A 22,837-nucleotide genomic window follows, 5' to 3' on the forward strand; every position below is an offset into this window, starting at 1 on the left:
ATGCTGCTCGAAGTGCGCGACCTGCACGTGGAGTTCCACACCCGCGACGGCGTCGCCAAGGCCGTCAACGGCGTCAACTACTCCGTCGACGCGGGGGAGACCCTGGCCGTGCTCGGCGAGTCCGGCTCCGGCAAGTCCGTCACCGCCCAGGCCGTCATGGGCATCCTCGACATCCCCCCGGGGAAGATCACCGGCGGCGAGATCCGCTTCCAGGGCCAGGACCTGCTCAAGCTCAAGGAGGACGAGCGCAGGAAGGTCCGCGGCGCCAAGATGGCGATGATCTTCCAGGACGCCCTGTCCTCCCTCAACCCCGTGCTCAGTGTCGGCGAACAGCTCGGCGAGATGTTCGTGGTCCACAAGGGGATGAGCAAGAAGGAGTCCCGGGCCCGAGCCGTCGAACTGATGGACCGGGTCCGCATCCCCGCCGCCAAGGAACGCGTCGGCCAGTACCCCCACCAGTTCTCCGGCGGCATGCGCCAGCGCATCATGATCGCCATGGCGCTCGCCCTCGAACCCGAGCTGATCATCGCCGACGAGCCCACCACCGCCCTCGACGTCACCGTCCAGGCCCAGGTCATGGACCTGCTCGCCGAGCTCCAGCGCGAACTCAACATGGGCCTCATCCTCATCACCCACGACCTCGGCGTCGTCGCCGACGTCGCCGACAAGATCGCCGTGATGTACGCCGGCCGGATCGTCGAACAGGCCCCGGTGCACGAGATCTACAAGGCGCCCGCCCACCCCTACACCCGCGGCCTGCTCGACTCCATCCCGCGCCTGGACCAGAAGGGCCAGGAGCTGTACGCGATCAAGGGCCTGCCGCCCAACCTCCTCGCCATCCCGCCCGGCTGCGCCTTCAACCCGCGCTGCCCGCTCGCCCGGGACCGGTGCCGCGTCGAGGAGCCGCCGCTGTACGACGTCACCGAATCGCCCGTACCGCGCTCCAGCGCCTGCCACTTCTGGAAGGAGTGCCTCCATGGCTGAGGCGATTCTCCAGGTCCGCGACCTGCACAAGCACTACCCGCTGACCCGGGGCATCCTCTTCAAGAAGCAGGTCGGTGCGGTCCGGGCGGTCGACGGCGTCGACTTCGACCTCACCGCCGGCGAGACCCTCGGCATCGTCGGCGAATCCGGCTGCGGCAAGTCGACCGTCGCGAAGATGCTCGTCAACCTGGAGAAGCCGACCTCCGGCACGATCAGGTACAAGGGCGAGGACCTCACGAAGATGTCGCCGCGCGCGCTGAAGTCCGTGCGCCGCAACATCCAGATGGTGTTCCAGGACCCGTACACCTCGCTGAACCCGCGCATGACGGTCGGCGACATCATCGGCGAGCCGTACGAGATCCACCCCGAGGTCGCGCCCAAGGGCGACCGGCGCCGCAAGGTGCAGGACCTGCTCGACGTCGTCGGCCTCAACCCCGAGTACATCAACCGCTATCCGCACCAGTTCTCCGGCGGCCAGCGCCAGCGCATCGGCATCGCCCGCGGCCTGGCCCTCCAGCCCGAGATCATCGTCGCGGACGAGCCGGTCTCGGCGCTCGACGTGTCCGTGCAGGCCCAGGTCGTCAACCTGCTCGACCGGCTCCAGAGCGAGTTCAAGCTGTCGTACGTCTTCATCGCGCACGACCTCTCCATCGTCCGGCACATCTCCGACCGGGTCGGCGTCATGTACCTGGGCCGGATCGTCGAGATCGGCACCGACGCCGAGATCTACGACCACCCCACCCACCCCTACACCCAGGCGCTGCTCTCCGCCGTGCCCGTGCCGGACCCGGACGCGCGCGAGCACCGCGAGCGGATCCTGCTCACCGGCGACGTGCCCTCCCCGGCGAACATCCCCTCCGGCTGCCGTTTCCGCACCCGCTGCTGGAAGGCGCAGGAACGCTGCGAACTGGAGGTCCCGCTGCTCGCCGTGCCAGCCGTCTTCCGCCTCACCGACACCCCGGCCAAGCACGACTCGGCCTGCCACTTCGCGGAGGAGAAGGTGGTGGTGCCGCCGGAGGAGCCGGGCGAGGCCGGCGAGGAGCCCGGCGTCGGCAAGGAGCCCGGCGAGGAGCCGCCGGGCCCCAAGTCGCTGTGAGGGGACCGCATTAACAGCGCCGCAACACCGGTGAATCGGTTCCGATATACGGACGCGGGACGCTGATCGGCGTACGGCCGTGCGGGTGCCGTAGGCCGGCCGGGGCGGCGCACGCGGCGCCCCGGCCGGCCGCCCGCCCCGCTCGCCGGGCCTCCCCGATGTCTCGACTTGACGCACACGCACCCCGCATATGCGGAACCGCTTGTTTCGGCCGATGGCGACCGTGAGTATCGGCCTCGTGACAGTGACACGAACGGCACGTCTCACCGGCGCCGCACTGTGCGCCGCGCTCGCCCTCGTCACCCTCGTCTGGCTGCTGCGCGACCTCGCGACCTTCGGGCCCACCGCCGAACTGCTCTGGTACTGGGCGGGCGACCACGGCTTCCGCCTCCAGCCCACCGCGGCCACCACCCTCGTCGACCCGCTGCTGCTCGCCGCCTACGCGGTCACCGCCGTCGTCGCCCTGCGCTCCCCGCTCGCCGGGTCCGCGATGGCCGTCACCGGACTCACCACCCTCGGCCTGCGCCTTCCCGGACTGTGGGCCTCCGGCGTCGAGGCCCTGGTCGGCACCATGATCGTGCTCGCCCTCGGCGGCGCCCTGGTGGTCACCGCCGCCGCCGGCCGTGAGCCCGCAGGCCGCGAGCCCGCCGGCCGGGCCCCCGGCGACCCCGCGGCCCCCGGGACCCCCGACCGTCCCCGTACCGGACCCGCCGTCACCGCCGGTGTCCTGTGCGCGCTCGCCGGGCTGATGTGGGCCGCCTGGGAGATCCGCTGGGCGACCCTGCTGCCCGTCGAGTACACCGTCGGCCGCTACACCGGCGGCCGCTCCCTGCTCCTGCCCACCCTCGCCGTCCCGCCCGGCTGGCTGAACGCCGTCCTCGTCCTGCTCCTCCTCGCCGCCGCCGGCAGCGCCTTCGCCCGCGCCCCGCACACCCGCCCGCTCGGCCTCCTCGCCGGCCTGCTCCTCGCGGGCGTCGGCGCGGGCGGCACGGCGGCCGCCCTGCGCCAGAGCTGGCACACCTACGTGCCCGAGCAGGACATCTACTCCCTGGCGTACGACATCGGCTGCGGCTACTCCCTGCTGGCGGGCCTCGCCGTGCTGCTCCTGCTCGCCCGCCCGGGCCGCCGCCGCACCCCGTACCGCCCGGTCGCCGCCCTCCCGCCGGCGCCGCCCGCGCACCGCCCGCCGGGCTGGTGATCAGCCCAGGCCCAGCGACCGCTTCAGGAAGTCCACCTGCAGCAGCAACAGGTTCTCCGCCACCTGCTCCTGCGGCGTCATGTGCGTGACGCCCGACAGCGGCAGCACCTCGTGCGGGCGGCCCGCCGCGAGGAGGGCGGAGGAGAGCCGCAGGGTGTGCGCCATCACCACGTTGTCGTCGGCGAGACCGTGCACGACCATCATCGGCCGGGCCGGCTCCCGGGGTTCGGTGAGGCCGGTGTCGGACATCAGCGAGTTCGCCGCGTAGACGTCGGCCTCCTCCGCGCCCTCCTCCGGCAGGCCCAGATAGCGCTCGGTGTAATGGGTGTCGTAGAGCCGCCAGTCCGTCACCGGCGCGCCCACCACGGCCGCGTGGAACACGTCCGGACGGCGCAGCGCCGCAAGCCCCGCCAGATAGCCGCCGAAGGACCAGCCCCGGATCGCGACCCGGCCGAGGTCCAGCGGGAAGCGCCCGGCGAGCGCCTGCAGCGCCTCGACCTGGTCGTCGAGGGTGAGCGTGAAGTCGCCGCTGATCGCCTTCTCCCAGGCGGGGGAGCGGCCCGGGGCGCCGCGCCCGTCGGCCACGATCACCGCGAAGCCCTGCTCGGCGAACCAGCGGGACGTCAGATGCGGGTTGTGCGCGGCGACCACCCGCTGCCCGTGCGGACCGCCGTACGGGTCCATGAGCACCGGCAGCGGCCCGTCGCCCTCCCGCCACGTCGAGGGCAGCAGCACGGCGCACGGGATGCGCCGCTCGCCCGCCTCGACGAGCGTGATGTCCGCGGAGAGCGCCGGCCGCTGCGCGTACGAGACGACCTCGGCGAGCCGCTTGCCGTCCCGCAGCACGCGTACGGTGCTGCCGGGCGCGTCCGGGCGGGCCGAGGACAGCACGGTGACCGCGCCGGCACCCGAGCCGGACCGTACGGCCGAGTGCACCCCGGGCCCCTCCGAGACCCGCTCCACGCCCCGTTCACTCACCCGGTACACATGGATCTCACCGGTCTCCGGAGCAGCGTCTTCCTCCGCCGCCTCACCCTTCGACGCCGAGATCAGGACATCTTCCGCGCCGACGTCGAGCACCGCCCGTACGTGCAGCCGCGCGTCCGTCAGGGCCCGGTCGCCGACCGCCAGGACCCGCACGCCGTCCCGGTCCACGATCCGTACCAGCCGCCCGTCCGGCGTCCACGCCGGCACCCCGCCGAACAGCTCCAGCCACACCGGGTCCTCGTCCACCTGCAGCGTCTCGGTCGCGCCCGTCTCCGGATCGACCGTCAGACACGCCTGACTCCGCTGGTCCCGCGCCTGTACGAGGAGCAGCGGCGCACCGCCGGACGACCAGTGCACCCGGGCCAGGTAGGGGAAGACGGCCCGGTCCCACAAGACCTCGGTGCGATTTCCGGTCAGATCCACGACGAAGAGCCGGACGTCCGCGTTCGGCGTCCCCGCCGCCGGGTACGCGACCGCCTGCGGCTCCCGCTCCGGATGCGCCGGATCCGCGATCCACCAGCGTCGTACGGGCGACTCGTCGACCCGCGCGACCAGCAGCCGGTCCGAGCCGGGCGCCCACCAGAAGCCCCTCGACCGGCCCATCTCCTCCGAGGCCACGAACTCGGCGAGCCCGTAGACGACTCCGTCCTCCCCGTCCGCCGGCTCGGCGAGCGCCCGGTCGCCGGTGCCGTCCGCCCCGGTCACCCGCAGCGCGCCGCCCGCCGCGTACGCCACCAGACGCCCGTCCGGCGAGGGTCGCGGGTCCACCACCGGACCCGGCACCGGCAGCTCGCGGGCCGTGCCCGCCCGCAGCTCCGCCGTGAACAGGCGCCCGGAGAGCGCGAACGCCGCCAACTCCGCGGCCCCGTCCACCGCATAGCCCACGATCCCCGCCGAACCCTCCCGGCTGCGCTCCCGCCGGGCCCGCTCCTCCGCCGACAACTCCTCGGCGGCGCCGCCGAGGAGCGCCTCCGGGTCGGCCGCGAGCCGCTCGACCGGTCCGTCCGGACCGCCCGGACCGTCCAGGTCGAGCACCCACAGCCGGTGCGAGCGGTCCGTGCCCGAACCGGACCGCACGAACACCACGCGCCCGCCGTCCGGCGCCACGGTGAACGCGCGCGGTGCGCCGAGGGTGAACCGCTGTGTCCTGGCGTACTGGCGGGGGAACGAGGCCTGCTCGTGCGACGAAGTCATGTGACCGAAACTAGCGTCCGTGCGCCCCCTCATGCCTCCGTACACCGATCGATGCGATGGCACGGATAGTTATGATCCGTAGCGCTAGGTGGGTAAGCATCCATCGGGCACATGCCAACCGAACGTCCGACCGAAGAAACGTCCGACCGAAGAAGTGTGGAGGTGAACCGCCGTGGCACTCTCGATCTCGGTGGTGGTGCTGCTGGCGATCGTCGTCTTCCTGCTGATCCGGAAATCCGGACTCAAGGCCGGTCACGCGGCGATCTGCGCGCTGCTCGGCTTCTATCTGGCGAGCTCGTCCATCGCCCCGTCCATCAGCACCCTCACCACGAACGTGGCGAGCATGATCGGCGGCCTCAAGTTCTGACCTGAAGTTCTGACCTGCCGGTCTTTCCCCGGCCCCGCCTCCCAGGGCCTGTCCGGCGGATCATGGCCGGGTCCGCGACGCCTGGCACGGCACCTCGCCGCGTTGCCGAAGCGCCCCGATAGCTCCGCTATCGAGACGCTCCGGCGCCTTGCGATGCACCGCACCAGACCCCGCGGCCTGTCCGACCCTGATCCGCCGGACAGGCCCTACGCGTCTCGTAGGGTGGGGCCATGACGGTTCTCCCAGCCCGTCGTCTGCTCCTGGTGCACGCGCACCCCGACGACGAGTCGATCAACAACGGCGCGACCATGGCCAAGTACGCGGCCGAGGGCGCCCTCGTGACCCTGGTGACCTGCACCCTGGGCGAGGAGGGCGAGGTCATCCCGCCCGAGCTCGCCCACCTCGCACCCGACCGGGAGGACCGGCTCGGCGCCTTCCGGGTCGGCGAACTCGCCGCCGCCATGAAGGAGCTGGGCGTCACCGACCACCGCTTCCTCGGCGGCCCCGGCCGCTTCCGCGACTCCGGGATGATGGGCGCCGAGCAGAACCGCCGCCCCGGCGCCTTCTGGAACACCGAGGTCGACGCGGCCGCCCCGTACCTCGTCGAGGTGATCCGCGAGACCCGCCCGCAGGTCCTCGTCACCTACGACCCCGACGGCGGCTACGGCCACCCCGACCACATCCAGGCCCACCGGGTCGCCATGCGCGCCGCCGACCTCGCCGCCGACCCCGGCTACCGCCCGGAGCTCGGCCCCGCCCACGCCGTCGCCAAGATCTACTGGAACCGGGTGCCGCGCCCGGTCGCCGAGGCCGGCTTCGCCCGCCTCGCCGCCGAGGGCTCCGTGTTCCCCGCCGACGCCGTCATCGGCGACGTGCCCGGAGTGGTCCCCGAGGAGCGCGTCACCGCCGAGATCGCGGGCGGGGAGGCACACACCGCACGGAAGACCGCGGCCATGGCCGCCCACGCCACCCAAGTCGCCGTCGACGGGCCCTTCTTCGCGCTCTCCAACAACCTCGCGCAGCCGATCTTCACCACCGAGTACTACGAGCTGGTGCGGGGCACCTCCGGTGCGCCCGAGGGCACCCGCGAGACCGACCTGTTCGCGGGTCTCGAAGATACGGAAGGGCTGGACGGTACGGAAGGGCTGGGCGGTACGGAGGAGGTGACGGGCGCATGACCGGATCCGACCTCTCCTCGGGCGCCCGATACGCCTGGTACGCGGTGCTTCTGGTGCTCGGCGTACTCGTCGGTACCGCCGGCTCCCTCGTCCAAGCCGCCTGGTTCCCGGCCGGTTTGCTGCTCGCCCTGCTCGCCTCCGGAGCCGTCTTCTACGGCGCCCGGCGCGCCACCGGCAACCAGCTCGGCGTCGCCGCGGCCGGCGCCGGCTGGCTCGTCGCCATCATCCTGCTGAGCTTCGGACGCCCGGAAGGTGACGGTCTGTTCGGCGGCGGCATCGGCGAGATGGTCTTCCTGCTCGGCGGCATGGCGGTCGCTGTGATGTGCGCCACGATGACCCGCATGGCCCGACCGGGCGCGTGAACAGGCCGACTTGACGCGAGAGTGTCTTGACTTCGGCCGGATTGCCCGTGGCGGATCCACGCCGGGTCGGGTGCGGATCGGCGGCGGCCAGTATGGTGGTGCGCGCCGTCGACCGCCCGGATCACCACGAGCATCAGCAAGAGCGGGCGGCGGAGCCAACCGGGAGATCCTGCTTTGAGTCGTGAAACTGGTCGAGAGACTGACAGTTCGTCCTCCGGCGCCCAGGGGCGCGGCGGGGCCGCGTACCCCTCGGGCACCCCGCCGTACGGTCTGCGCGGCGATCAGGAGGCTGCCCCGGAGAACGGCGCCGCCGCCGGGCCGCCCGAGGAGCCCAAGACCGAGACCACGCTGACCACCCGGATCCGGATCAACATCCCGGGTTCGCGGCCGATCCCGCCCGTGGTGGTCCGCAAGCCGGTCGGTGACGCGGACCGCGCCGCCGGCGCGGCCGAGACCCCGGCGGAGGAGCAGCGGGCCGCCGAGCCGCCGCTGCCCACCCGGCCGGCCCCGGCGCGCCAGGCACCCGCCCCGGCCACCCGCGCCCGTGCGCGAGCCGGAGGCCGCGGCCCCGGCCGAGCCGGGCGCCGGTGGTGCCGGCGAGGAGCGGCCGACCAGCAGCTGGTTCGCGCCGCGCAAGCCGTCCGCGGCCAAGGCCCCCGAGCCGCCGGCCCCGCAGCAGCCCGCCGCCCCCGCCCCGCAGGCCCCGGCCCCGTCGGCGCCCGCCCCGGCCGCCCCCGGCTTCGCGGGCTCCGCAGGCGACGGCGTCCCGTCCGTGGGCAGCACCACCCAGAGCATGCCGGTGGTCACCCCGCTCACCGGCGGCCCGGCACCCACGCCGGCGGGCGGCACCCCGCGCTACGACGGTCCCGTCCCCGGTGACCCCTACTACGGCAACGGCAACCCGCTCTACGACAACGGCCCCGGCCACACCCCGGCCGGCGGCACGCCCGTCGTCGACGCCGCCGCGCCCCCGGCCGGGCCGACCACCGGCCCGGTCACCGGCAGCAGCCCGGTCGCCGGCCCCGACCAGCGCCGGGGCGCCGCGCCGCGCCGGCCCATGGCGCCGCGGATGTCCGACGACACCGCGATCCTCACCCCGCAGCCCCCCGCGCCGGTGCCGCCGGGCGCCGATCCGGGCCACGGTCATGTCTCGGGCTCGACGCTCACCAGCGGCATGCCGGTGGTCCCGCCGGCCGGGCCCGACCTGACCCCGCGCATCCCCGAGCGCGCCGAGCCGGCCGCCGCCGCGCCCCGGAGCGCCGCCAAGCCCGCGCCGAAGCCCGCCCCCGCCCCGGCCAAGAAGGGCCGCTCCAAGCTGGTCCTCGTCGGCGTCGGCGTGGTCGGCCTGGCCGGCGTCGCCTACGGCGCGGGCCTGCTCCTCAACCACTCCGACGTCCCCAAGGGCACGACGGTCCTCGGCGTCGACATCGGCGGCGGTACGAAGGAGGAGGCCGTCGCCAAGCTGGAGGCGGCCCTCGGCAAGCGCGCCCACGCCCCGCTGCAGCTCAACATCGGCGGCGCCAAGGCCGAAATCGCCCCGGACAAGGCGGGCCTCGCCCTGGACGCCCAGGAGACCGTCCGCGCCGCCGCGGGCAGCGACTACAACCCGGTCTCCGTCATCGGCTCCCTCTTCGGCGGTACGCGCGAGGCGAAGCCGGTCTTCCCGGTCGACGACGAGAAGCTCGCCGTCGCCCTCACCGACCTGGCCGGCACCTCCGGCTCGGTCACCGAGGGCACCATCGTCTTCGCCCCGAACAAGGTCACCGCGGTCGAGGGCAAGGCGGGCAAGGGCCTGGACATCCAGCGCTCCATGATCTCGGTCAAGGACGCCTACCGCTCCCAGGTCGAGACCGGCCGGCCCAACACCGTCGAGCTCCCCGTCGTCACCCGCCAGCCCAGCGTCACCAAGGACGAGCTGGACCGGGCGATGGAGGAGTTCGCCCAGCCCGCGATGTCCGACAAGATCACCATCAACGCCGGCACCAAGCACATCGACTTCGGCCCCGCCCGGTCCCTCCCGAAGATCCTCTCCATGAAGGCTGTCGACGGCCGCCTGGTCGAGGTCTACAACAAGCAGGCGATCACCGAGCTCCTCGACGGCGTCTTCGACGGCATCATGATCACCAAGGCCGACGGCACCAAGCACCAGGTCAACGCCGACGACGTCGCCTTCGTGATGCGCGACGCCCTGCGCGGCAAGACCAAGGCCGAGCGCACGAAGACGATCGACCTGAGCGGCGAGGGCTGACGGGCCCGACGTCCCCCGGTCTCTCGTCCGAGGAGCCCCACCTGCGCCCACAGGTGGGGCTCCGAGGCTTCTGCAAGGGCCTTCGGCCGGTGGGGCTCGTGCGGTGGATCCGCACCCGGCCCGCCGCCTAGTTCAGCAGCGCGCGTGCCGCCTTCGCGCGGCGGCGGATGGTTTCCGCGGCGCTCGGTTCGACGGCGTCCATGATGGTCGCGTAGGCCTCCATCTCCGCCGCTCCCGTCAGGAAGTCGCCGCGCTGCACGAGGAGCTCCGCGCGCTCGTAGCGGAGGCGGGCCGGGTGGGAGGGGAGGAGCAGGGAGAGTTCGACGGCCCAGAGGGCGACGTCGGAGCGTTCGGGGCGGGGGGAGGCCCAGGCGCGGATGTTGTTGAGGACGCGCAGCACGATGGCCGGCGGGGTCGCGGGGCGCAGCATCGAGGGGTCGAGGGCCTCGCCGGTGGCGCTCGTGACGATGAGCTCGGCGTCGGTGCCGGTCATCGCGCGGCCGCCGGCGAAGGGGTCGGCGAGGTGCAGCTCCGCGGGGTCGCCGAAGCCGACCACGAAGTGGCCGGGCAGCCCGAGGCCGTACACCGGCGCTCCGGCCCGGCGGGCCACCTCCAGCCACACCACGGACAGCAGGATGGGCAGGCCCCGCCGGGTCCGCAGCACCTCGTGGAGCAGCGAGGACTCCAGCCGCTGGTAGTCCGCGGGCACGCCCTGGAAGCCCTCGCGGCGCCCGAGCAGCTCGGCGAGCGCCGCGACCCACGCGTCGGCGCCGCGGGTCCCGTACGGGACGAGCCCGGCGAGCCGGTCGAGTTCGATCTCGGCCTCGTCGAGGTCGGCCTCGGTGACGTCCGGATCGGCGACGGCGCACAGCAGCAGGCACAGCCGGGCGAGGTCGGGCCGCTCGGACCTGGCCTCCTCGGCGAACTCCCGCCGCCAGTCCGGCATGCGCCCTTCGGTCATGCGCCCGTCCATCGGTAGTGGTGGTAGTGGTGATGGGTGGTGAAGCCCATCCCGTCGTACAGCGCCCGCGCGCCGTGGTTGTCCGACTCCACCTGGAGCCAGGCCGCCGACGCGCCCTCGTCGAGGGCCTTGCGGGCGAGCGCGGTCATGACGGAGCTCGCCAGGCCCCGGCGCCGCTGCTCCGGGTCGACCTCGACCGCCATGAAGCCGGCCCAGCGGCCGTCCACGACGAGGCGCCCGATCGCCGCCGGCACGGCCCCCGCGTTGTCTTCCGTGCCCGGTATGGACGCGAACCACACACTCGGCCCGCCGCCGAGCACCTTCGTGACGTGCGGGCCCGGCTCGCCGAAGCGCTGGTAGCGGCGCAGCCAGGCCTCGTCGAAGCCGCGCCCGACCCGTACCGCCGAGATGGCGGCGTCCAGGTCGCCGATCGGGGCGAGCGCCGCGATCCGCAGCTCGGCGGTGACCTCGCGGGTCCAGCCACGCCGGTCGAGTTCCGCGCTCAGCAGCTCCTGCGTGTCCGCCGCGCCGGTCGCGGTCTGGATGTACGCGGGCAGGCCGCGGGCCGCGTACCAGTCCCGTACCCGCTCGAGCGCGGCGTCGAGCGGGAGGCCCGGATCGCCCAGCGGCAGCACGGAGTTGGCCCGGCGGGTGAATCCGGCGGCGGCCCGCAGGGTCCACTCGCCGAGCGGCTCGCTCTCCAGCGGCGGCCAGGCGCGCGCGGCGGCGCGGGCGAGCTCGGGGAAGCCGGCCGCGGGACCCCGGCGGCGGGCCGGGGCGGCGGGGACGGTCTTGCCGGCGACGAGGGCGGATTCCGCGATCCGGACGGCCTCGCCGGTCCTGCGTGTGATCAGCAGCACACCCGCGTCCCATGATGTGAGAACCCCGACCGCGTCGGTGAACTTCTCACCCGGGGCGGCCGACTCCGTCACGTACCGAACAGAGACGCGTTTTCCCACGTCAGCCGCCGTAATGCGGACCTCGAGCCGTCCTCCACCGGTGAATTCCACAGCTTCTGCGCCCCTCCTGTTCGGATCGTCCCCAAGAACGGAGATACTAGGGGCGGGCATCGACGACACCGCGCTCCCGCGCAGACCAGCCCTATCGAGGAGGAACGACAGCGTGACCTACGTCATCGCGCAGCCTTGTGTCGACGTCAAGGACAAGGCGTGCATCGAGGAGTGCCCCGTCGACTGCATCTACGAGGGCCAGCGGTCCTTGTACATCCACCCGGACGAGTGCGTCGACTGTGGGGCCTGTGAGCCGGTGTGTCCGGTAGAGGCGATCTTCTACGAGGACGACACCCCGGAGGAGTGGAAGGACTACTACAAGGCGAACGTCGAGTTCTTCGACGAGCTCGGCTCGCCCGGTGGCGCCTCCAAGCTCGGCCTGATCGAGCGCGACCACCCCTTCATCGCCGCCCTGCCTCCGCAGAACGGCTGATCGGACGATCACCACTGATCCACCACCCTCGGTCCCGTACGGCGTCGCCGCCGCTGTACGGGACCGTTGTGTTCTCCGTACGTACGAGGAAGTGAGCCCCACCGTGAGCGCCCCCGTCTCTTCGCGCCTGCCCGTCTTCCCCTGGGACAAGCTGGAGCCCTACAAGGCGACCGCCGCCGCCCACCCGGACGGCATCGTGGACCTGTCCGTGGGCACCCCGGTCGACCCGGTCCCCGCGCTGATCCAGGAGGCCCTGGTGGCGGCGGCGGACTCGCCGGGCTATCCCACGGTGTGGGGCACGGCCGCGCTGCGCGACGCGATCAGCGGCTGGTGCGAGCGGCGCCTGGGCGCGGTCGGCTTCGCCCACGAGAACGTGCTGCCGGTGGTCGGCTCCAAGGAGCTGGTGGCCTGGCTGCCGACCCAGCTGGGGCTCGGGGCGGGTGACGTCGTGGCGTACCCGCGGCTCGCCTACCCGACGTACGAGGTGGGCGCGCGGCTGTGCGGCGCGACCCCCGTCGTCTACGACGACCCGACGGTGGACCTGGACCCGGCCGGTCTGAAGCTGCTGTGGCTCAACTCCCCGTCCAATCCGACCGGCAAGGTGCTCGGCAAGGACGAGCTGGCCCGGATCGTGGCGTGGGCGCGCGAGCACGGCGTGCTCGTCTTCTCCGACGAGTGCTACCTGGAGCTGGGCTGGGAGGCCGAGCCGGTCTCCGTCCTGCACCCGGACGTCTGCGGTGGCTCGTACGAGGGGATCGTCGCCGTCCACTCGCTGTCCAAGCGCTCCAACCTGGCGGGCTACCGCGCGGCGTTCGTCGCCGGCGACGCGGCGGTCCTCGGCGAGCTGCTGCAGATCCGCAAGCACGGCGGCATGATGACCGCCGCGCCGGTGCAGGCCGCGACGGTGGCCGCGCTCGGCGACGACGCGCACGTGGCGGAGCAGCGCGAGCGGTACGCGGCGCGGCGCGCGGCGCTGCGGACGGCCCTGGAGGCGCACGGCTTCCGGGTCGAGCACAGCGAGGCCAGCCTGTACCTGTGGGTGACGCGGGACGAGCCGTGCTGGGAGACGGTGGCGTACCTGGCGGAGAAGGGCATCCTGGTGGCGCCCGGCGACTTCTACGGCGAGGCCGGGGAGCGGTTCGTGCGGGTGGCGTTCACGGCGACCGACGAGCGGGTCGAGGCGGCCGTGAAGCGGCTGGGCTGACGGCGCCGAAAGCGTGGCGAAGGCCCCGGAGAGCAGTGCTCTCCGGGGCCTTCGGGTGTGCGGCGACGGTGCGCCCGTGGCCGGGGTCAGCCGCCGATCGGCAGGCCGCCCATCAGCTGGCCGGTGGGCAGGCCGCCGAGCGCGCCGCCCGTCGGGGCCTCGGCCTTCTCGGTGACGGCGCCCGTGGTCTGGCCGACGGTGTCGGTCGCCTGGCCGGTGGCGCCGGTGACCTTCTGCGCGGCGGGCACCTTGTTCGCGACGCCGGTCGCGGTCTCGGTCGCGGTGCCGAGGGCGCCCTCGGCACCGGCCTTGTCCAGGGAGGTCAGACCCGTCAGCGCGCCGGCCGGCGCGAGCGACGGTTCCGCGGCGCTCGCGGTGCCGGCCGCCGCGACCACGGGGGCTGCTCCGGCCGCGACGATCAGGGCGGCGCGGGCGATCCGACGGGTCAGGGGGAGGGACATGGTGCTCCTTCGACGAGAGGACGTGTACGCGGTGACAACCGGCCCCGGGGCGGGGGAGGTTGCGGACGCCGAAGGTAAAGACTGGGTAATGCGTACGATTGTCGGGCGGGGAGGAAACCGGACGAAGGTGGCCGGACGGACGTAGCTGCTGAACCGTCACTCCCCTTGCACCGCAAGGATCTTGCAGAGGCGGGGTGGGGGTCGGGGGCGGCTCGCTCAAGCACTCGGCGCCGCGCCGACCGCATGACACGTCCGGGGGACCGGTCGTACGGGCGAGCGATGGGGGAGCAGGTGCGGTGCGGGGTGTCGGGTGCCCGCTTCCTTCCGAGCGGCCGGCGTGCCGGTAGCGGGCTTGCCGGGAGGCACCGGCAGACCGCGCCCGTGGCGTGGCCCGGGGCGCCTGCCAGGCGTCGGCCGACGGGCCCTGCGCCGGACCGGGGCCCGGCGTCAGCGGCCCCGGCTGCCTTCGGCGGGTCAGCGGGCCAGGCGGAGCCGGACCGTCGAGCCGTCCGTGGAGCGGGAGCCGGCCGGGGTCCAGTCGCCCGAGGCGTCGTCCGCGATCCAGGTGCGGTCGCCGTAGGAGACCTCCGCGATGCGGAGGTCGTCGGCGCGGGCGACCGCCCACTGGGCGAGTTCCCAGCCGCGCTGGTCGCGCTGGGCGCCGGTGGGGCGGACCGGGACGGAGAGCTCCACGGCCGGCGGGACGGCCGCGGCTGCACCCGCGGCGCCGGCGCCCGCAGTGACGCCCTTGGGGGCGGTCTCCTCGCCGAAGGCGCGAATCAGCTCGGCGCGGACCCGGGAGGGATCGCCGGGGCGGCCCTCCTGGACGTCCGCCGTGCAGGCGAGCGCGGCCGGGGCGCGGCCGGTGAGGGCCGCCGAGAGGAGCGTGGCGTCCGGCTCGTGCTTCGCGTACGCCTGCGGGAAACCGCTGCGCTGCACCTTCTGCGCCGCCACCGTCAGCGGCAGCCGCGAATAGCCCGGAACCTTCTCCAGACCTTCGTAGAACTTCCCCGACGAGTACACGGGGTCGAGGATCTGCTCCGGCGTGCCCCAGCCCATCGACGGGCGCTGCTGGAACAGCCCGAGCGAGTCGCGGTCGCCGTGCTCGATGTTCCGCAGCCCCGATTCCTGCAGCGCGGTCGCGAGCGCGATCGTGACCGCGCGCTCCGGGAGCCCCCGGCCGGTGCCCACGGCCGCGATCGTCGCGGCGTTCGACGCCTGCTCCGGGGTGAATTCGTACCGGTTCGACCCGCTTCCGATGGTGCACCGGGGCGCACCCTTGCTGCCCGTGACGTAGTGCACCGTCACGTACGCGACCAGGCCGAGGAGCACGGCGAGGCCCGCCGTGAACCGGACGGCGCGGCCGTGGCGGGCGGGACGGGAGGGGCGGGTGGGCTCGGACACGCGCCCCACCGTACTGGAGGCCGCGTTAGGGTCGACACATGGCTGACACCGCTGCTTCGGAACCCGCTCAGGCCCCCTCGACGGCCCCTTCGACGGCCCCCGCTCCGGCGCCCTCGCTGGACCTCTCGCTCGACGGCGCCGCGCTGACCGCCGCCCTGGTCGACATCCCCTCCGTCAGCGGAACCGAGCAGCCGCTCGCCGACGCGATCGAGCGCGCCCTGCGCGGCCTGCCCCACCTCACCGTCGACCGCCACGGCAACAACGTGGTGGCCCGCACCAACCTCGGCCACCCCGAGCGCGTCGTCCTCGCCGGACACATCGACACCGTGCCGATCGCCGACAACGTGCCCTCCCGGCTCGATCAGGACGGCGTCCTGTGGGGCTGCGGCACCTCCGACATGAAGTCGGGCGTCGCCGTCCAGCTGCGGATCGCCGCCACCGTCCCCGCGCCCAACCGCGACCTCACCTTCGTCTTCTACGACAACGAGGAGGTCGCCGCCCACCTCAACGGCCTCGGCAAGATCGCCGACGCGCACCCCGACTGGCTCGCCGGCGACTTCGCCGTGCTCCTGGAGCCCTCCTTCGGGCAGGTCGAGGGCGGCTGCCAGGGCACGCTGCGGGTCAAGCTGCACACGGCCGGTGAGCGGGCCCACTCCGCGCGCTCCTGGATGGGCGCCAACGCCATCCACGCCGCCGCCCCGATCCTGGCCCGGCTCGCCGCGTACGAGCCGCGCAAGCCGGTCATCGACGGCCTGGAGTACCACGAGGGCCTCAACGCGGTCGGCATCGAGGGCGGCGTCGCCACCAACGTCATCCCCGACGAGTGCGTGGTCACCGTCAACTACCGCTTCGCCCCCGACCTCTCGATCGCCCAGGCCCTCGCCCACGTCCACGAGGTCTTCGCGGACTGCGGCGTCACGTCGATCGAGGTCGACGACGAGAGCCCGGGCGCGCTGCCCGGTCTCTCCCACCCGGCCGCCGCGGCCTTCATGAAGGCGGTCGGCGGCAGCGCCATGCCCAAGTTCGGCTGGACCGACGTCGCCCGCTTCAGCGCGCTCGGCGTCCCCGCCGTCAACTACGGGCCGGGCGACCCGCTCTACGCGCACAAGCGCGACGAGCACGTGCACGTCGAGAGGATCCACCACTGCGAGGCGCGGCTCCGCGACTGGCTGACGGAATGATTCCCGATGATTCCCGTAATTCCGCTTTTCGTCACCTCCGTGGACCTACCCTGACCGGACCGGAAGATCAACGCCGGTCGATCGATGGAACGTCGATCAGTGGAACGGTGAGAGGAGCAGGCCATGGGCGTACCCGAAGAGCCGAAGAAGCTCGAGGAACAGCGGCTGGGACCGGTGATCAGGCGCCGTGACCAGGTGCAGGCCGGCACCACGGACCAGCGGCTGCTCGACACCGAGGGCGACTCGGAGTGGGTGCACACCGACCCCTGGCGGGTCATGCGGATCCAGTCCGAGTTCGTCGAGGGCTTCGGCGCGCTCGCCGAACTGCCCAGCGCCATCAGCGTGTTCGGCTCGGCCCGCACCAAGCCGGACTCGCCCGAGTACGCGGCGGGCGTCCGGCTCGGCCGCGCCCTCGTCGAGGCCGGCTTCGCGGTGATCACCGGCGGCGGCCCCGGCGCCATGGAGGCCGCCAACCGCGGCGCCCGGGAGGCCAAGGGCATCTCGGTCGGCCTCGGTATCGAGCTGCCCTTCGAGCAGGGCCTCAACCCGCACGTCGACATCGGCGTGAACTTCCGCTACTTCTTCGTCCGCAAGACGATGTTCGTGAAGTACGCGCAGGGCTTCGTGGTCCTGCCCGGCGGACTCGGCACCCTCGACGAGCTCTTCGAGGCGCTCACCCTCGTCCAGACCCGCAAGGTCACCCGCTTCCCGATCGTGCTCTTCGGTACGGAGTACTGGGGCGGGCTCGTCGACTGGCTGCGCGACTCCGTCGTCGCCGGCGGCAAGGCGTCCGAGCAGGACCTGCTGCTCTTCCACGTCACGGACGACGTGGACGAGGCGGTGGCGCTGGTGAGCAAGGAGGTCGGGCGCTAGGGCCCGTACGGTTCTGAGCGGGGGCGCCTCTGTGGCGCCCCTTGGCCCGCCCGCCTACGCCAGCCCCCGCCGGGCCACCGCAGGCTCCCGGTGCCCCGCGATGGTCGCCACCATGTCGAGCACCTGCCGCGTCTCCGCCACCTCGTGCACCCGGTACACCCGCGCCCCCAGCCACGCCGACACCGCCGTCGTCGCCAGAGTGCCGAGCACCCGCTCCTTCACCGGCCGGTCCAGCGTCTCGCCGACGAAGTCCTTGTTGGACAGCGAGACGAGCACCGGCCAGCCGGTCTCCGTCATCTCGCCGAGCCGGCGGGTCGCCTCCAGGCTGTGCCGGGTGTTCTTCCCGAAGTCGTGGCCCGGGTCGATCATGATCCCGTCGCGCCGCACGCCCAGCGCCACGGCCCGCTCCGCGAGCCCGACCGTGACCCGCAGGATGTCGGCCATCACGTCCTCGTACGCGACCCGGTGCGGCCGGGTCCGCGGCTCCGCGCCGCCCGCGTGCGTGCACACCAGGCCCGCGCCGTACTTCGCCGCCACCTCCGCGAGCCGCGGGTCGACCCCGCCCCACGCGTCGTTCAGGAGGTCCGCGCCGGCCTCGCAGACCGCCTCGCCGACGTCCGCCCGCCAGGTGTCCACGCTGATCACCACGTCCGGGTGCCGGCGCCGCACCTCGGCCACGAAGCCGACCGTGCGCCGCGCCTCCTCCTCGGCCGTGACCTCCTCGCCGGGGCCCGCCTTGACCCCGCCGATGTCGATGATCGCCGCGCCCTCGGCCACGGCCTGCTCGACCCGCGCGAGCGCAGGCTCGTCCCGGAAGGTGGCCCCCTGGTCGTAGAAGGAGTCCGGGGTCCGGTTCACGATCGCCATGATCACCGGCTCGTGCGGCCCGAATTCACGCCGTCCCAAGCGGAGCATCCCTTTTGTCCTCCCTCGCGTCCGTTCGCCTGCGACCCTAACCGTCGGTGGCGCATGGCACGATCGGCACCGGACGTTTTCCACGCGGGGAAACACGCTCGGGGAAAGGCGCGCAGGTGTTCTGGTTTCTGCTGATCACGATGGTCGTGGTCGTCGCGGCGGTCACCCTGGCGGTGGTCGGGGGCGGCGACAGCGAGGTGCTGCCCGAGGCGGCGCCGCAGCAGCTGGTCGATCCGCTGCCCGCGAGCCGCCCGGCCGACCAGGCCGACGTCGAGGCGCTGCGCCTGCCGGTCGCCCCCCGGGGCTATCGGATGGCGGACGTCGACGACGTCCTCGGTCGGCTCGGCGCCGAGCTCGCCGAGCGGGACGCCCGGATCGCCGAGCTCGAGGCCGCGCTCGCCGGGGCCCGCTCGCGCGGCGCGCAGGGCGGCGAGCAGGGCGGTACGGAGGGCGAGGGAGGCGAGGGCGCGTGAGCGAGGGCACGGCGATCCCCGGGCCCGACGGCCTGCTGCGCTGCCCCTGGGGCCTGTCCACCGAGGACTACGTGGCGTACCACGACGAGGAGTGGGGCCGCCCGGTCCACGGCGACGACGCGCTCTTCGAGCGGCTCTGCCTGGAGGCCTTCCAGTCCGGCCTGTCGTGGATCACGATCCTGCGCCGCCGGGAGGGCTTCCGGAAGGCCTTCGCGGGCTTCCGGATCGCCGAGGTGGCCCGGTTCACCGACGCCGACCGGGAGCGGCTGCTCGCCGACGAGGGCATCATCCGCAACCGCGCCAAGATCGACGCCACCCTCGCCAACGCGAAGGTGCTCGCCGGCTGGGACGCCGGCGAGCTCGACACGCTGATCTGGTCGTACGCGCCGGACCCGGCGACCCGCCCGGCCCCGGCCGTGATCTCCGAGGTCCCGGCGGTCACGGACGAGTCCACGGCCCTGTCGAAGGACCTGAAGAAGCGCGGTCTGCGCTTCATCGGCCCGACCACGGCGTACGCGCTGATGCAGGCCTGCGGCCTGGTCGACGACCATGTCGAGGGCTGCGTCGCGCGCGGCGCCGGGCGCCCGGCCGTACGGAAGGCCGGGCCTGCCGACGGGCCTGCCGACGGTCCTACCGGCCGAGGTACTTCGGCTTCTCCTTCGCGATGAAGGCCTGCACCGCGATGGTGTGATCCGCCGAGGCGCCGGCCTTCGTCTGGAGCTCGTCCTCCTTCTCCAGGGCCTCGGCGAGCGAGTGGTCGGCGCCGTAGGCCATGGACTCCTTCAGGGCCGCGTAGGCGACGGTCGGGCCCTCGGCGAGGCTGCGGGCCAGCTTCCCGGCCTCCTCGGCGAGCGACTCGCCCGGCACCAGCCTGTTCACGATGCCCAGCTCGTACGCCTCCTGGGCGCTGATCGAGCGGGGGAAGAGCAGCAGGTCGGCGGCGCGGCTCTGGCCGATCAGCCGGGGCAGCGTCCACGACATGCCCGAGTCGGCGGTGAGCGCCACGCCGGCGAAGGAGGTGTTGAAGGAGGCGTGCTCGGCGACGATCCGGTAGTCCGCCGCGAGCGCGAAGCCGAAGCCCGCGCCGGCCGCGACGCCGTTCACGGCCGCGACGACCGGCTTGGCCATCCCGGCGAGCGCCTTCGTGATCGGGTTGTAGTGGTCGCGCACCGTGTTCATGGTGTGCTGCGTGCCGGACTCCTTGTCCTGCAGGAGCAGGCCCACGTGCTCCTTGAGGTCCTGGCCCACGCAGAACGCGCGGTCGCCGGCCGCCGTGAGCAGCACCGCCCGGACCGCCGGGTCGGCGGCGGCCGCCTCGGCCGCGTCGCGCAGGGCGACCTTGGCCGCCACGTTCATCGCGTTCATCGCCTCGGGGCGGTTGATCGTGATGGTGGCGAGTCCGTCGCTCACTTCGTACAGCACCGTGTCGGCCATCGGGATCCCTTCGCGTCTTCGCGTCTCTGACGCAGCTCAGCATGGCGGAGATCACGGGGTGATCGCCCGGTCCGCACATGTGAGCTGTGTCAAAGACGGCGGCGAAGTATCGCAGGTGGATCGGCGAAATATGCGGCTTTGTGAAAGCGCGTTGCGGAAGCGATGCCTGCTGATGTTGGTCATCGGGTCCTGTGATGCGGGATAATGACCGGGAAGCAATCGTGTTCGATGCTGACGATGAGCTGGTTTTGCGGAAGGGGAACGAGCATGGCGGCCATGAAGCCGCGGACGGGTGACGGCCCGCTCGAGGTGACCAAGGAGGGGCGGGGCATCGTCATGCGCGTTCCGCTCGAAGGCGGCGGCCGGCTCGTCGTCGAGCTGACCCCGGACGAGGCGAAGGCACTCGGCGACGCCCTGAAGGACGTCGTCGGCTGACGCCCCCGTAGCGTTTTTCCCGCTTCTGCCCCGGTACGGTACCCACCGCACCGGGGCAGTGGTGTGTCGGGGGTCGGTACGGGGCCGCGGCCGTCCGGGGGGCTTGAAGGCCGCCGCTCAGGCTCAGGCGCCGCGGCGGACCGCGCACAGCAGGCCGTCGCCCACCGGCAGCAGCGTGGGCAGCAGCTCACGGCTCTCGCGCACCGTCCGCAGCAGTTCCCGTATCCGCTGCACCTCGGCCGGCTGGGCCGCCGAGTCCACCGTACGGCCGTCCGCGAAGACGCCCTCGAAGCAGACCAGACCGCCCGGGCGCAGCAGGCGCAACGATTCAGCGAGGTAGTCGAGCAGCTCAAGACGGTCGCCGTCGCAGAAGACGAGGTCGTATCCGCCGTCCGCGAGCCGCGGCAGCACGTCGAGCGCGCGGCCGGGGATGAACCGGGCCCGGTTGCCCGCGAAACCCGCCGCGCGGAACGCCGCCTTCGCGTGCGCCTGGCGCTCCGGCTCGACGTCGACCGTGGTCAGCACCCCGTCCGGGCGCATCCCGAGGAGCAGATAGATCCCGGAGACCCCGGTGCCCGTGCCGATCTCCGCCACCGCCTTGGCGTCCGCCGTCGCGGCCAGCAGGCGCAGGGCGGCGCCGGTGCCCGAAGACACCGAGGGGAGCCCCGCCTCCCGGGCCCGGTCGCGGGCCCAGCGCAGCGCTTCGTCCTCGGCGACATAGGCGTCGGCGAACGCCAAACTCGTCTGCCGGTTGGCGGTAATGGCCCTCTCCTGTCCCCGTCTTGGACGTCGTGGTCGACTCAGGCGTCGACTGTATCCGCTGCGCGCGGGAACCCGCAGATGGGACCGCGCGTTCCTACTGACGGGAAGCGAGCGGGACGGCGACACGAGCCCGTCCCAAATTCGCGTAAAGATTCTTATCCGGAGCTAACGGGCGAGGTGGCTATGGTAGGGGCTCCACTGGACACCACCAGAGCCGACAGGGGAGGTGCGGCTGCGCCTGTGGATCGGAGAGGAGTGCTGCGGCGCCTTCTCGGGTCGGCGGGTGAGCCGAAATCCGTGACCGACACCGCTGACACCATCCGCCGCACTGCTACCGCACCCACCACCGCGACCTTCGCATCGGATGCGGAATCGCAGGCGTGGACTCCGCCCAGCTGGGAGGAGATCGTCAGCACGCACAGCGCCCGGGTCTACCGGCTCGCCTACCGCCTGACCGGAAACCAGCACGACGCCGAGGACCTCACCCAGGAGGTCTTCGTCCGGGTCTTCCGCTCGCTGTCGTCGTACACGCCCGGCACCTTCGAGGGCTGGCTGCACCGGATCACCACCAACCTGTTCCTGGACATGGTCCGCCGCAAGCAGCGGATCCGCTTCGACGCGCTCGCCGACGACGCCGCCGAGCGGCTGCCGAGCCGCGAGCCGTCCCCGCAGCAGGCGTTCAACGACACCCACTTCGACGCCGACGTGCAGCAGGCCCTGGACACCCTCGCGCCCGAGTTCCGGGCCGCGGTCGTGCTCTGCGACATCGAGGGCCTGTCGTACGAGGAGATCGCCGCGACCCTCGGCGTGAAGCTCGGCACCGTCCGCAGCCGCATCCACCGCGGCCGCTCCCACCTGCGCAAGGCGCTCAAGCACCGCTCGCCCGAGGCGCGCGCGGAGCGGGCCCTCGCCGCCGTCGGATGGGAGGGCGGAACAGCGTGAGCGGTACCCGTCCGTCCGCGACCCCCGAGGAGCAGCGACTCGCGGAACACCATCTCGGGGACCGGCTCGCCGCGCTCGTCGACGGCGAGCTCGGTCATGACGCCCGCGAGCGGGTCCTCGCCCATCTCGCCACCTGCGCGCGCTGCAAGGCCGAGGCCGACGCCCAGCGCACCCTGAAGAGCGTCTTCGCCTCCTCCGCGCCCCCCGCCCCCTCAGAGGGGCTGCTCGCGCGGCTCCAGGGGCTGCCGGGGGGACCGCCTGACCAGGGGGGACCCTTCGACGACCTGCTGCGGGGCGGCGGCGTGCGCGCCGACGGCTTCGCCACCGCGCGGCCCGTCACCCCCGACAGCGGCTTCCCCATCCACGCGGTCGGCGACCGGTCCGCCGGGCGGGGACGGCGCTTCGCCTTCGCCGCTGCCAGCGCGGTCTCGTTCGCCGCGATCGCGCTGAGCAGCACCCTGTCGATCGACGCCCCGCGCGGCGGCCAGGGCACCGGCAGCAACATCACCCCGCTGCGGGCGCCCTCGACCTTCGCCTCCGGCTCGCGCCGCGAGGCGACCCCGGAGGCCGCGCCTCCGACGGTCATCCCGGCCCGCCTCGAACTGGCCCCGTTCGTCCGCCCGATGAGCCCGGCACTCCGGCTGTCCTACGCGCCGGGGCTGCCCACCGGCTCCCCGACGCCGACCCCCACCCCCGGGCCCTCCCACCCCTGACCCGCGACCTGGTTGAATCCAA

The 22,837-nt window shown here is 73.3% G+C and carries 24 protein-coding genes; 16 read left to right on the forward strand and 8 right to left on the reverse strand.

Annotated elements, in window-relative coordinates:
• From JAO84_RS24055 to JAO84_RS24065, 3 genes are all read left to right on the forward strand, one after another.
• A complete protein-coding gene (locus tag JAO84_RS24055; protein ID WP_370414718.1) occupies positions 1–984 on the forward strand; it encodes an ABC transporter ATP-binding protein in 984 nt (327 codons plus the stop codon).
• Positions 977–2,080 (forward strand): ABC transporter ATP-binding protein, encoded by a 1,104-nt coding sequence (locus JAO84_RS24060; RefSeq protein ID WP_370414719.1) that lies wholly within the window; start codon positions 977–979, stop codon positions 2,078–2,080. The genes JAO84_RS24055 and JAO84_RS24060 overlap by 8 nt, the downstream gene beginning before the upstream one ends.
• A gap of 238 nt (positions 2,081–2,318) precedes the next feature.
• On the forward strand, positions 2,319–3,278 hold the full coding sequence (locus JAO84_RS24065; RefSeq protein ID WP_370414720.1) for a hypothetical protein: 960 nt from the start codon (positions 2,319–2,321) through the stop codon (positions 3,276–3,278).
• On the opposite strand, the gene JAO84_RS24070 is transcribed toward JAO84_RS24065, so the two are convergent.
• The gene (locus tag JAO84_RS24070; RefSeq protein ID WP_370414721.1) at positions 3,279–5,459 is read right to left on the reverse strand and encodes an alpha/beta fold hydrolase; all 2,181 of its coding nucleotides are present in this window, start codon (positions 5,457–5,459) and stop codon (positions 3,279–3,281) included.
• 172 nt (positions 5,460–5,631) lie between these two features.
• On the opposite strand from JAO84_RS24070, the gene JAO84_RS24075 reads away from it, so the two are divergent.
• The 4 genes from JAO84_RS24075 to JAO84_RS24090 all read left to right on the forward strand — a co-directional run bounded on the left by JAO84_RS24075 (position 5,632) and on the right by JAO84_RS24090 (position 9,614).
• Complete coding sequence (locus JAO84_RS24075; RefSeq protein ID WP_046911704.1) at positions 5,632–5,826, forward strand: hypothetical protein; 195 nt, start codon at positions 5,632–5,634, stop codon at positions 5,824–5,826.
• A 230-nt stretch (positions 5,827–6,056) separates the two neighbouring features.
• Positions 6,057–7,004 (forward strand): N-acetyl-1-D-myo-inositol-2-amino-2-deoxy-alpha-D-glucopyranoside deacetylase, encoded by a 948-nt coding sequence (gene mshB / locus JAO84_RS24080; RefSeq protein ID WP_370414722.1) that lies wholly within the window; start codon positions 6,057–6,059, stop codon positions 7,002–7,004.
• Entirely contained in the window at positions 7,001–7,366 is a 366-nt protein-coding gene (locus JAO84_RS24085) for a DUF6113 family protein (RefSeq protein ID WP_370414723.1), read from the forward strand. The genes mshB and JAO84_RS24085 overlap by 4 nt, the downstream gene beginning before the upstream one ends.
• Before the next feature lie 544 nt (positions 7,367–7,910).
• Complete coding sequence (locus JAO84_RS24090; protein WP_370414724.1) at positions 7,911–9,614, forward strand: hypothetical protein; 1,704 nt, start codon at positions 7,911–7,913, stop codon at positions 9,612–9,614.
• A gap of 127 nt (positions 9,615–9,741) precedes the next feature.
• Here the strand turns inward: JAO84_RS24090 and JAO84_RS24095 are convergent, their stop codons facing one another.
• Both JAO84_RS24095 and JAO84_RS24100 read right to left on the reverse strand, forming a co-directional pair.
• Positions 9,742–10,575 (reverse strand): transglutaminase-like domain-containing protein, encoded by an 834-nt coding sequence (locus JAO84_RS24095; RefSeq protein WP_265866667.1) that lies wholly within the window; start codon positions 10,573–10,575, stop codon positions 9,742–9,744.
• Positions 10,572–11,585, reverse strand: a complete 1,014-nt coding sequence (locus tag JAO84_RS24100; RefSeq protein ID WP_370414725.1) for a GNAT family N-acetyltransferase — start codon at positions 11,583–11,585, stop codon at positions 10,572–10,574. The genes JAO84_RS24095 and JAO84_RS24100 overlap by 4 nt, the downstream gene beginning before the upstream one ends.
• Positions 11,586–11,697: 112 nt before the next feature.
• On the opposite strand from JAO84_RS24100, the gene fdxA reads away from it, so the two are divergent.
• Together fdxA and dapC are read left to right on the forward strand one after the other, a co-directional pair.
• Positions 11,698–12,018: a ferredoxin gene (fdxA, locus tag JAO84_RS24105; protein WP_010474859.1), complete on the forward strand. Its 321-nt coding sequence runs from the start codon at positions 11,698–11,700 to the stop codon at positions 12,016–12,018.
• A gap of 103 nt (positions 12,019–12,121) precedes the next feature.
• A complete protein-coding gene (gene dapC / locus JAO84_RS24110; protein WP_370414726.1) occupies positions 12,122–13,222 on the forward strand; it encodes a succinyldiaminopimelate transaminase in 1,101 nt (366 codons plus the stop codon).
• 86 nt (positions 13,223–13,308) lie between these two features.
• Here the strand turns inward: dapC and JAO84_RS24115 are convergent, their stop codons facing one another.
• Positions 13,309–13,683 (reverse strand): ATP-binding protein, encoded by a 375-nt coding sequence (locus tag JAO84_RS24115; RefSeq protein ID WP_265866664.1) that lies wholly within the window; start codon positions 13,681–13,683, stop codon positions 13,309–13,311.
• Positions 13,684–14,157: 474 nt separating this feature from the next.
• Positions 14,158–15,087: a hypothetical protein gene (locus tag JAO84_RS24120; RefSeq protein WP_370414727.1), complete on the reverse strand. Its 930-nt coding sequence runs from the start codon at positions 15,085–15,087 to the stop codon at positions 14,158–14,160.
• 38 nt (positions 15,088–15,125) lie between these two features.
• Between JAO84_RS24120 and dapE the strand changes: the two genes are divergently transcribed.
• Positions 15,126–16,268, forward strand: coding sequence for a succinyl-diaminopimelate desuccinylase (dapE, locus tag JAO84_RS24125; protein WP_370414728.1), 1,143 nt, complete (start codon positions 15,126–15,128; stop codon positions 16,266–16,268).
• Positions 16,269–16,391: 123 nt separating this feature from the next.
• Positions 16,392–17,141 (forward strand): TIGR00730 family Rossman fold protein, encoded by a 750-nt coding sequence (locus JAO84_RS24130; RefSeq protein WP_265866661.1) that lies wholly within the window; start codon positions 16,392–16,394, stop codon positions 17,139–17,141.
• 54 nt (positions 17,142–17,195) lie between these two features.
• On the opposite strand, the gene folP is transcribed toward JAO84_RS24130, so the two are convergent.
• Positions 17,196–18,056, reverse strand: a complete 861-nt coding sequence (gene folP / locus JAO84_RS24135) for a dihydropteroate synthase (RefSeq protein ID WP_370414729.1) — start codon at positions 18,054–18,056, stop codon at positions 17,196–17,198.
• 116 nt (positions 18,057–18,172) lie between these two features.
• Between folP and JAO84_RS24140 the strand changes: the two genes are divergently transcribed.
• Positions 18,173–18,529, forward strand: a complete 357-nt coding sequence (locus JAO84_RS24140) for a DivIVA domain-containing protein (RefSeq protein ID WP_370414730.1) — start codon at positions 18,173–18,175, stop codon at positions 18,527–18,529.
• Positions 18,526–19,197, forward strand: a complete 672-nt coding sequence (locus JAO84_RS24145; protein ID WP_370414731.1) for a DNA-3-methyladenine glycosylase I — start codon at positions 18,526–18,528, stop codon at positions 19,195–19,197. The genes JAO84_RS24140 and JAO84_RS24145 overlap by 4 nt, the downstream gene beginning before the upstream one ends.
• Here the strand turns inward: JAO84_RS24145 and JAO84_RS24150 are convergent.
• The gene (locus JAO84_RS24150; RefSeq protein ID WP_370414732.1) at positions 19,160–19,963 is read right to left on the reverse strand and encodes an enoyl-CoA hydratase/isomerase family protein; all 804 of its coding nucleotides are present in this window, start codon (positions 19,961–19,963) and stop codon (positions 19,160–19,162) included. The two genes, JAO84_RS24145 and JAO84_RS24150, sit on opposite strands and share 38 nt — an antisense overlap.
• 267 nt (positions 19,964–20,230) lie before the next feature.
• Here JAO84_RS24150 and JAO84_RS24155 point away from each other — a divergent pair, with 267 nt between their 5' ends.
• Positions 20,231–20,398, forward strand: coding sequence for a DUF3117 domain-containing protein (locus tag JAO84_RS24155; RefSeq protein ID WP_205628308.1), 168 nt, complete (start codon positions 20,231–20,233; stop codon positions 20,396–20,398).
• Between the two features lie 123 nt (positions 20,399–20,521).
• Here the strand turns inward: JAO84_RS24155 and JAO84_RS24160 are convergent, their stop codons facing one another.
• Positions 20,522–21,136: a class I SAM-dependent methyltransferase gene (locus tag JAO84_RS24160; RefSeq protein ID WP_265866657.1), complete on the reverse strand. Its 615-nt coding sequence runs from the start codon at positions 21,134–21,136 to the stop codon at positions 20,522–20,524.
• A 207-nt stretch (positions 21,137–21,343) separates the two neighbouring features.
• Here JAO84_RS24160 and sigE point away from each other — a divergent pair, with 207 nt between their 5' ends.
• Positions 21,344–22,102, forward strand: a complete 759-nt coding sequence (gene sigE, locus JAO84_RS24165) for an RNA polymerase sigma factor SigE (protein WP_265866656.1) — start codon at positions 21,344–21,346, stop codon at positions 22,100–22,102.
• Positions 22,099–22,815 carry a zf-HC2 domain-containing protein gene (locus JAO84_RS24170; RefSeq protein WP_370414733.1) on the forward strand — a complete coding sequence of 239 codons (717 nt, stop codon included), beginning with the start codon at positions 22,099–22,101 and terminating at the stop codon, positions 22,813–22,815. The genes sigE and JAO84_RS24170 overlap by 4 nt, the downstream gene beginning before the upstream one ends.
• Positions 22,816–22,837 lie beyond the last annotated feature (22 nt).

Origin of the sequence: Streptomyces fradiae (assembly GCF_041270065.1) — a bacterium.
Classification (GTDB): Bacteria; Actinomycetota; Actinomycetes; order Streptomycetales; family Streptomycetaceae; genus Streptomyces.